The organism is Moorena sp. SIO4E2, assembly GCF_010671945.1.
GTDB lineage: Bacteria > Cyanobacteriota > Cyanobacteriia > Cyanobacteriales > Coleofasciculaceae > Moorena > Moorena producens.
This window is the reverse complement of record NZ_JAAHIE010000327.1, coordinates 1-8490: the sequence shown is the minus strand read 5'-3', so window position 1 is coordinate 8490 and position 8490 is coordinate 1. Positions and strand designations below refer to the sequence as shown.

Here is an 8490-nt window from a genome sequence, read left to right as displayed (position 1 = left end):
GTTATCTATCTTTGGCACTGCCCACCCTACATCAATATTCTATTGTGATTAATTCTTTGGTGGGCAGTGCCTAGTCATCCTATCTCTAGCTGCTGTTATCTATCTTTGGCACTGCCCACCCTACATCAATATTCTCTATTGTGATTAATTCGCGCGGTGGGCAGTGCCTACTAATGCGATCGCCAGCTGCTGTTATCTATCTTTGGCACTGCCCACCCTACATTAATATTCTTGATGCTCTATCAGTTAAACAGATTTTTTGATATTTCCTATTCCATGTTCCCTGCTCGAGCAAAATATAATTCCATAAAAAAATCCTGTACAAATTAAACATAATTTAGTACATCAATTGCTATCAATACTATTTGCAAATAAATGTAAAAGATTTTAATTAAGCCTTGCATTTTTTCGAGTAGTTATCTATAGTATAGAAGGTGACGACTGAAACTAATAGCCGCGCTGGCAATACCTGTTAACCACGACCAGCGCGGCTTTCCTCCCTCCTAAATAGGAGTTACTTCCATCATGCAAAAAAAAATCACGATCATCAATCCTGGTTATCGACTCTTGGGTGCATCTCATTTTTGCGGTTTGACCCGGTAGGTGCCATGGGCATCTTGGTGCCATGGGCATCTTGGTGGAACAGGCATCTTACTGGCATGGGTATCTTGCTGGCATGGGCATCTTGGTGGAACGGGCATCTTGGTGCCATGGGCATCTTGGTGGAACGGGCATCTTGCCCGTTTCCTGCCGCAACTGTAAGCATTCAGCTAATCCGCTACTTGAGGTGCTACTTGAGGTGCCAAAGGCCAACGGCTGACAGCTGACGGCTGACAGCTGACTGCTGAATAATTACATTTTATGAGAGTAAAAAAACAGGAATATATTTCGACGAATAAAAAAAGAAAAAGGGTAATGCTAGCATACAATAGTGAAAATATCGTCTACTCTAAGAGTAAGATAGTGCTTAACTGTTCCTGGAAAAACACTATCAAGTGCCCGGGGAGTTAATAGTTATAGTTACTCATAGAATCAAGGGAACTAGTGTAAGGATAAGCCAAGTCAATGGTCACTCATGACTTAGGCTGATTTAAGATTAGGGTGTTATCTACGCCAACATTTTATCTACGCCAAAAGAGTTTTCACTAGTAGCCCAAGGCCAAAAAAAATTAATTAATTCAGTTGTCTACTAGGTTATTTGTACTAATTCATAATGATCACAGATAACCGAGATTGTAGGTATCCATCGACAGGATTTGGAATCAATTATTTGACCATGATTCCCATACCACTGTCGATTACCACGTAAGCTGACAGCTGAATGCTTACAAGTATTGATTTTTATTCTAAGCACTAAACCTTTGATTACTAATGTCTAAACAAAAGCGCAAAAGGTTAAGGTGCATCAGCGCTTGGAGGCTGCAAAGCTGGAAAGTTTGCTTGCCCTTAATCCCAATAATTATTCTGTTGTGTGCCGAGGTAGCAGTAGCCCAGAATCCACCTTTTAAGACTACCCTTGAATCGCTCCAAATCACCGTGAATACTATCTGGGTGATATTCACTGGTTGTTTAGTATTCTTCATGAACGCGGGCTTTGGGATGTTGGAGGTTGGTCTTTGCCGCCAAAAGAATGCCGCCAACATTTTGACTAAAAACCTGATTGTGTTTGCCCTGTCTACAGCCGCTTACTGGGCAGTTGGCTTTGCTTTCATGTTTGGTGATGGCAACCCTGTTTTAGGTTTCAATGGCTTTTTCCTTTCGGGATCAGATAATAGTCCAGCCATAGGAGAAGCCTACAACGGTGTCTTCTATTCACTAAAAGATATTGGTATACCCCTCAACGCCAAATTCTTTTTTCAACTGGTTTTTGCTGGAACTGCTGCCACTATTGTCTCTGGAGCAGTGGCCGAGCGCATCAAATTTTCTGCCTTTTGTCTGTTCAGCCTTCTACTTGTCGGCATCATTTACCCAATCACGGGTCACTGGATTTGGGGAGGAGGCTGGCTAGGAGGAGGCTGGCTACAAGGGCTGAAATTTTGGGACTTTGCTGGTTCAACGGTAGTTCACTCCGTAGGCGGTTGCTGTGCCTTAGTAGGTGCTTACCTTCTCGGACCACGCAAGGGCAAATATATAGATGGCGTTTCCTATGGGCTGCCCGGACACAATCTCAGCCTGGCGATTCTAGGTTGCTTGATTTTATGGCTGGGCTGGTTTGGTTTTAACCCCGGCTCAACGATTTTTAATCCCGGAACGACGAATTTAGATCCCAACGCAATTAGCCATATTGTCCTCACCACTAATACAGCAGCTTGTGCAGGGGGTATTGCCGCAGCTCTAACTACCTGGCTTGACCCAAGGGATCCTGACAGTAAGCCTGACCCCACTATGATTATTAACGGAGTACTGTCGGGTTTGGTAGCCATTACCGCATCCTGTCGATTCGTTACCATTGGTAGCGCTATCACCATAGGTCTGCTGGCAGGAATAATAGTGGTCTTTTCAGTAGACTTCTGGGACAGGATGAAAATTGATGATCCAGTAGGTGCTATTTCTGTCCATCTTGTCGGTGGAGTCTGGGGAACACTGGCTTTAGGTCTTTTCAGTGAAGGACCTGGTGATTTGTATAGTATTGGTAACGGTCCAGTAGCCGGACTATTCTGTGGTGGCGGGATAGATAGTATCCGGCAGCTTTTTATTCAACTACTCGGCATTGTTGCTGTAGATGTGTCAACGGTTTTCCTGAGCTGGCTAGCTTGGTTATTAGTTAAACGTATACTTTCCTCAAGTCTAAGGGTTACAGAAAAAGCAGAAATTGAAGGTCTAGATTTCCACGAACACCGTATGAATGCCTACAGTGGCTTTTTGTTTAAGGGAGATCTCAAGCAATCACCGCTGAGGGATCAGCAAAGACAAAATTAACACACTGTTCTGTAGATACAAGCAAACCCATTAAATTCTAGGATTCAGCCGGTTATGAAGGTAATCAATAACAGTATTTTCCAGCAAATAAGTTTAATTTGATACAGACAAACTAAGCCAAAGGATTATGATCATAAATGAAATTAGTTTAGGAATAGTGTGATCATAGTTTTATTGGATACCGATCAAGACTATCAATATAGCAATCCGTGTAGCAATTGATATAATTTTGATGCCATATTCCCTACTCCCTGTTCCCTGTTCCCTGTTCCCTGTTCCCTGTTCCCTTTGCTAGAGTAGTTTAATCAAAATTAATCCCATGAACATAATCAATATGTCAAAAAACACACAAGATTACGATAGCATTGTTAGGGATTTAGTAGCTGATAATGATGACATTTTAGGTGCAGTTATCCTCTATAAACAGTTGCCAATTACTCAGTTAATAGGTAAATTAAATAAAACTGAAATTCTAAAAATAGCCGATAAAATAATCGAGTTTCACCAATCGATTAACCGCTTACCTAGTCTGGTAAACAACGAAAAAATATTCATGGAATCTAGAGATACTTTGCTGATTGTTGTTTTTTACCCTAATCAGTGTTTGTTGCTAGTTAAAGCTAAGCAAACTGATATCGTTGGCAGGATTCTACATGCTATTGAAGAAACATCACAAAAGATTCAGTCTTTACTTGACCCTAGAGGAGCTTATCGAAATAGTTATCAGTTATTGTCTCAGGCAAAGGATAATGAAATAAAATACAGGAAGAAACCCCTAAGTCCTGAATTTTAGGACGTTCCCAAATGTCAATACAACTGGGGCACAAAGAATTGCTCATACAGAGGTGGGCGCACATAGTTATTGGGAGCCTTCTTGCGTGGGGGTAATTCTAGAGGTTCCGGTGTCATATCAATGTAGGGAATCTTGCTGAGAATATGACTGATGCAATTAAGACGAGCCCGCTTTTTGTCATCAGCTTCCACCGTGAACCAGGGGGCTTCGGGAATATTGGTGTGAGCCAACATGTTGTCTTTTGCTTGGGAATATTCCACCCAGCGATCGCGAGATTCTAGATCCATCGGGCTGAGCTTCCAGCGACGAGCGGGATCGGTGGTGCGAGATTGGAAGCGTCGCTCTTGTTCTTCATCGCTAACTGAAAACCAATACTTCAGCAAAATTATGCCGGATCTGACCAACATCCGCTCAAATTCTGGGCAGGTTTGCATGAATTCCTGATACTGTGCATCGGTACAAAAACCCATCACATGCTCCACCCCAGCGCGATTGTACCAACTGCGGTCAAAACAGACAATTTCACCGGCTGCGGGCAGATGAGCGACATAGCGCTGGAAATACCATTGGGTCTTTTCCCGATCACTCGGTGTACCCAATGCCACAATTCGGCAGCCACGTGGATTTAGGGGTTCGGTAATCCGTTTAATAGTGCCCCCCTTACCAGCTGCATCACGTCCTTCAAACACAATCACAATGCGGGTACCAGTATGCTTAGTCCAGTATTGCATTTTCACCAGTTCCAATTGTAGACGGGCAAGCTCCTTTTCATAAATTTTCCTGGGAAGTTTAGAGCTGCCTTCTGCCTCAGAAATGTGGTAGAACACTTTTCGTTCTGAATTTGGGAGATTGGCCTTCTTTTGTTTCTTAAGTTTTTTCTTATTTAATTTTTTCTTATTTAATTTTTTCTTATCTTTCTTTTTACTATCTGCTGCTAGTAGATGCTTCTTTTTGCTCGCCCGTTGGGACTGATCCCCATTCATAGATTTATTTTTCATTGCTATACAACCCTGTATTTGTATTGAGCTTGATGTAGGGTGGGCAGTGGATCAGGCAGATTAACCAAGCTGGTCATCAGGTGGCTAGGCACTGCCCACCCTAGGATTAATATGCTGGATAAACTTAGTGCGATCGCAACTCTAGTTGATGTAGATGTAGGGTGGGCAGTGGATTAGGCAGATTCACTAAGCTGGCCATCAGGTGGCTAGGCACTGCCCACCCTAGGATTAATATGCTGGATAAACTTAGTGCGATCGCAACTCTAGTTGATGTAGATGTAAGGTGGGCAGTGGATTAGGCAGATTCACCAAGTTGCCCATCAGGTGGCTAGGCACTGCCCACCTTACTGAGATGTAGTTGGTAAGATGTAGGGTGGGCAGTGGATCAGGCAGATTCACGAAGCTGCCCATAGGGTTGGTAGGCACTGCCCACCCTACGATTAATCACTTTTTTACAAATATAAGATACACCCAATTAGTGCGATCGCAACTCTAGATCGCCTTGGCAAAGTTCGCTGGATCTTGGTCACGTCGGTGACGGATGGGAATAGCAGAACCTTGACCATTTCCTACTAAAGAGGCAGTTTTTTCCAGAGACTCTCTGAGCCTCTTAGCAGCATAGATAGACATATCCCGAGGAACACTAATTCTATCGCGCAAATATCGCAGAGCAGGATCTGAACCCAAGGGTGGCATACAGGTTTCCCCGGTAATCATGTGTGTCAAGGCACAACGCAGGGCTGGATCAAACAAGGTCTCGTCGGCGGGGTTAACTCGAATGATATTGGTGCGGTGTTTAAGCACTCGTTGGAGAGCTTCAGTACGGGAAGTTTCCGGTTCTGGGTAAGTTACATCCGGTAGCCCTTCCCAAGGACCATTGTCCACCCGTGCCTGATTGATTAACGTCTGGGGTTTATCGTTTGGCCAGCAGCCCCCCATCTGGGGAGGCAAATCATGGACATGGGTGTGGAAGTCGCTCTGGGTGCCACGATAGGTAGGTCGGGTTTCCATGGCCTCAAACCAAGCTGCCAATCGAGGATTTTCTTCCCTCAAAGAATAGCCTTTGTAGTAATAAAGACTGGCATTCATGCGTTCGACATAAGGCATGAAAATCACATCAACAGTACCGAACTGATCCAAACAGTAAGGACCCGGAGTGGAGCTTAGGGCATTTTCCACCATCTCCACCACTTTAACAAATTGGTCTTGGTGATTTTGTTCTTCTTTAGATGAACGTGTAGGATAGCACAACCAAGTACACCAAGCTCTAAACAGAAGTCTCTCCAACTGCCGTAGGTTGATGACAGCGGGGTCTTTCATGCTTTGTTCTAAGGGTTTAAAAACCCGTTCTAATCCGATTAAAATGTCATCACTTTCGGTAATCAAGTTACCATCTAGCTCTAGAGCTGGTAGCATCCCCGATGGCACTTTCTGCTTGTACCAACTTTCTTTCTTACCATAACAAAACATGGTAACTTTTTTGATACGATAAGGAATCTGTTTTTCTTCCAACCATAGCCAAGTTTTCTGGCAGTAAGGGCACCAAGCGTGGTTATCGCGGTATAGGGTAACCCGAATATCAGATTCAGTAAAACCAAATAGGCGCAAACAGGATTGAGCGTTAGTAGCTCCATTAACAGTATCTATTTGAAAATCCGTCAGAGCTTCTAGTTCTTGCCAGGTTAGGGGGGCGATACTCATGGGGGTGGGTTTAATTAGAGTTTGTTACAAAAGATACTATCGCATATTTTGCTTAAGCTATCAGCTATTAGCTATCAGCTATCAGATATCAGCTATCAGCTATTAGCTATCAGCTATTAGCTATCAGCTATTAGCTATCAGCTATTGAATAAAATAAGCTGACGGCTGACGGCTGACGGCTGACGGCTAACGGCTGACGCCTGATAGCTGACAGCTGAATGCTTAGAATCAAGACAGTGATAAACCTGAGCTTGGTAACCATCCACGGATATTAAATTATTAACAGAATTCTCAGCAGAACAATTAGGTAACTCTTCAACTGTTGCGTTAAAATTCACCAACCATACATCTAGGGTACTTGACAAATTAGCAACAGTCTTTTTAAGAGTGATAGCAGCCGGACAATTGGTCTGCTGGCACTGAATTTGGTCTTGATGTGCCAATAGAAATTTGGGATTTACTGAAGATAGTTTTTGATCAGCCTTCTGTTGGAATTCCCAAGCCAGTCCCATCATTTCACCAGTCTGTACCAAGGTGTTGTGAGTAGTAGCAATTAGTATCGGTACTGATGACTTTTGTTCGATTATCGGTACCAATAAATCTGGACGATAGTATTTTTGATAGCCTAGATTGCTGACTACGGTAATACTACTCAAAAACCCCATTAACAAAACTAGCGCTATAGTTTTCGGTTTCCCATGGCTACTATTGTCAGTGGGATTTGGTGTTGAAGGGTGACGCTTACTCACGGCTAGGGCGGTTGCTACTAATACAATCACAGCAGGGAAGTAAACGAAACTATACCGAGCACCACGGGTGAGGTCGGTACCAAGGCAGTAAGTAATACCAAAAAATAATGCGATCGCACTAATCAAGAAACTCCCTAAAACCGTTGTGACCAAAGCAGTCTGAGGGTGATTTAGTTGTATTTTTAGATAGCGATAGAGAATCGGAAGCAACCAGATTAGAAACAGCAACATCACCAAACCCGAAGCAATGACCACTATCAGGGAAGATGACTCTACGGGCAATAGCGATAACATGGTGATCCAAGCAGCGATAGCTTGAAAAATTGGCTTGCACCAAGCCCAACTCCCTTCACTGCTACTGATAATCCATTCAGTCATCTGAGCATCGTAACTCGATAGCCACACTGGTAACCAAACTAATCCTCCCATGGCACTACCTGCCGCAACTGCACCAATGCGCCGGATGGGAGAGGGTCGAGAAGGAGAAATTTTGGCTAATCCCCAAAGTCCTAATAAAACCATGGCCTCAGCACAGAGGGTCAGGATAAAAAAATAGTGGGTTGCTATACCTAAACAATTAACCACTACCCAAGACAGGGATATCCAAATCGGTAGAACAGTATGGCGTTGAAGATGTTGTACAGCAATAACTAAGCAGCACAGGGATGCCATTACCCACAAAATAGCTAAGGTGTAATGACGGGCTTCCTGGGCTAGAAAGACACCGTAGGGAGACACAGCCATAATTGCTGCTGCTAGTTGAGCGACTAACCGGGAACGAAACCCTACCCAGCTCAGTCCATAGATTACGGGAATTGATACTATACCGAACAGGGCGGGAAGCGATCGCATTCCCCAAATTACTAAGTCGCTATCCTGTAAGGATGTTCCATCAAACGCCTGTACACCGAAGGAGAATAGCCTCATCCACCAGTTCGCGAGGACAAAGTATAGAGGAGGGTGGTGATCCTCAGTGAATAAATGATGAATAACTGCTGATGCTCCCGATTCTGGATTAAATGCCAGTGGTTGTAACAGGGTAGAGAGGGAAATGGCTTGGTCTAGGGGTAAGGTTTGATAACTATTGCCCAAGCTGAACACGATTGTGGCAAATTCATCAGTCCAGGGAGACTTCAGGGTTAGGTTAGTGAAGCGTAAAACACTGCCAATAGCAATCCAAAACAATAGCAACAGGGGGTGGAACCAGAGACTTCTCAGGAAAATTTTCAACAATAGTAACCTCAATCAGCAAAGGAGCACACTTGCCAATGGAATGGAAATAGATGACAGACAAAATATATGGAAACAGGGGGTTTTAGCCCCTAAGTTA

8 protein-coding genes are annotated in these 8490 nt (G+C 43.7%); 3 read left to right on the top strand and 5 right to left on the bottom strand.

Features of this window, described 5'->3' with window-relative positions; translation table 11 throughout:
* Positions 1 to 547 precede the first annotated feature (547 nt).
* A complete protein-coding gene (locus F6K37_RS25895) occupies positions 548 to 766 on the bottom strand; it encodes a hypothetical protein (RefSeq protein WP_009148905.1) in 219 nt (72 codons plus the stop codon).
* 605 nt (positions 767 to 1371) lie between these two features.
* On the opposite strand from F6K37_RS25895, the gene F6K37_RS25890 reads away from it, so the two are divergent.
* The gene (locus F6K37_RS25890; protein WP_044494306.1) at positions 1372 to 2919 is read left to right on the top strand and encodes an ammonium transporter; all 1548 of its coding nucleotides are present in this window, start codon (positions 1372 to 1374) and stop codon (positions 2917 to 2919) included.
* Positions 2920 to 3238: 319 nt separating this feature from the next.
* Entirely contained in the window at positions 3239 to 3712 is a 474-nt protein-coding gene (locus F6K37_RS25885; RefSeq protein WP_143764228.1) for a hypothetical protein, read from the top strand.
* A gap of 14 nt (positions 3713 to 3726) precedes the next feature.
* On the opposite strand, the gene ppk2 is transcribed toward F6K37_RS25885, so the two are convergent.
* Complete coding sequence (gene ppk2 / locus F6K37_RS25880) at positions 3727 to 4710, bottom strand: polyphosphate kinase 2 (RefSeq protein WP_009148897.1); 984 nt, start codon at positions 4708 to 4710, stop codon at positions 3727 to 3729.
* A 39-nt stretch (positions 4711 to 4749) separates the two neighbouring features.
* Between ppk2 and F6K37_RS25875 the strand changes: the two genes are divergently transcribed.
* The gene (locus F6K37_RS25875; RefSeq protein WP_009148895.1) at positions 4750 to 4887 is read left to right on the top strand and encodes a hypothetical protein; all 138 of its coding nucleotides are present in this window, start codon (positions 4750 to 4752) and stop codon (positions 4885 to 4887) included.
* Between the two features lie 69 nt (positions 4888 to 4956).
* Here the strand turns inward: F6K37_RS25875 and F6K37_RS25870 are convergent, their stop codons facing one another.
* The 3 genes from F6K37_RS25870 to F6K37_RS25860 form a co-directional block, all read right to left on the bottom strand.
* Entirely contained in the window at positions 4957 to 5136 is a 180-nt protein-coding gene (locus tag F6K37_RS25870; protein WP_131827118.1) for a hypothetical protein, read from the bottom strand.
* Between the two features lie 66 nt (positions 5137 to 5202).
* The gene (locus F6K37_RS25865; RefSeq protein ID WP_287253135.1) at positions 5203 to 6411 is read right to left on the bottom strand and encodes a glutathione S-transferase family protein; all 1209 of its coding nucleotides are present in this window, start codon (positions 6409 to 6411) and stop codon (positions 5203 to 5205) included.
* A gap of 137 nt (positions 6412 to 6548) precedes the next feature.
* The gene (locus F6K37_RS25860; RefSeq protein WP_009148891.1) at positions 6549 to 8390 is read right to left on the bottom strand and encodes a glycosyltransferase family 39 protein; all 1842 of its coding nucleotides are present in this window, start codon (positions 8388 to 8390) and stop codon (positions 6549 to 6551) included.
* Between the last annotated feature and the right edge of the window lie 100 nt (positions 8391 to 8490).

Bases quoted from the DNA above. Each gene is read 5' to 3' on its own strand.
- F6K37_RS25895 (WP_009148905.1), bottom strand. From the start codon at position 766: ATGCTTACAGTTGCGGCAGGAAACGGGCAAGATGCCCGTTCCACCAAG.
- F6K37_RS25890 (WP_044494306.1), top strand. From the start codon at position 1,372: ATGTCTAAACAAAAGCGCAAAAGGTTAAGGTGCATCAGCGCTTGGAGG.
- F6K37_RS25885 (WP_143764228.1), top strand. From the start codon at position 3,239: ATGAACATAATCAATATGTCAAAAAACACACAAGATTACGATAGCATT.
- ppk2 (WP_009148897.1), bottom strand. From the start codon at position 4,710: ATGAAAAATAAATCTATGAATGGGGATCAGTCCCAACGGGCGAGCAAA.
- F6K37_RS25865 (WP_287253135.1), bottom strand. From the start codon at position 6,411: ATGAGTATCGCCCCCCTAACCTGGCAAGAACTAGAAGCTCTGACGGAT.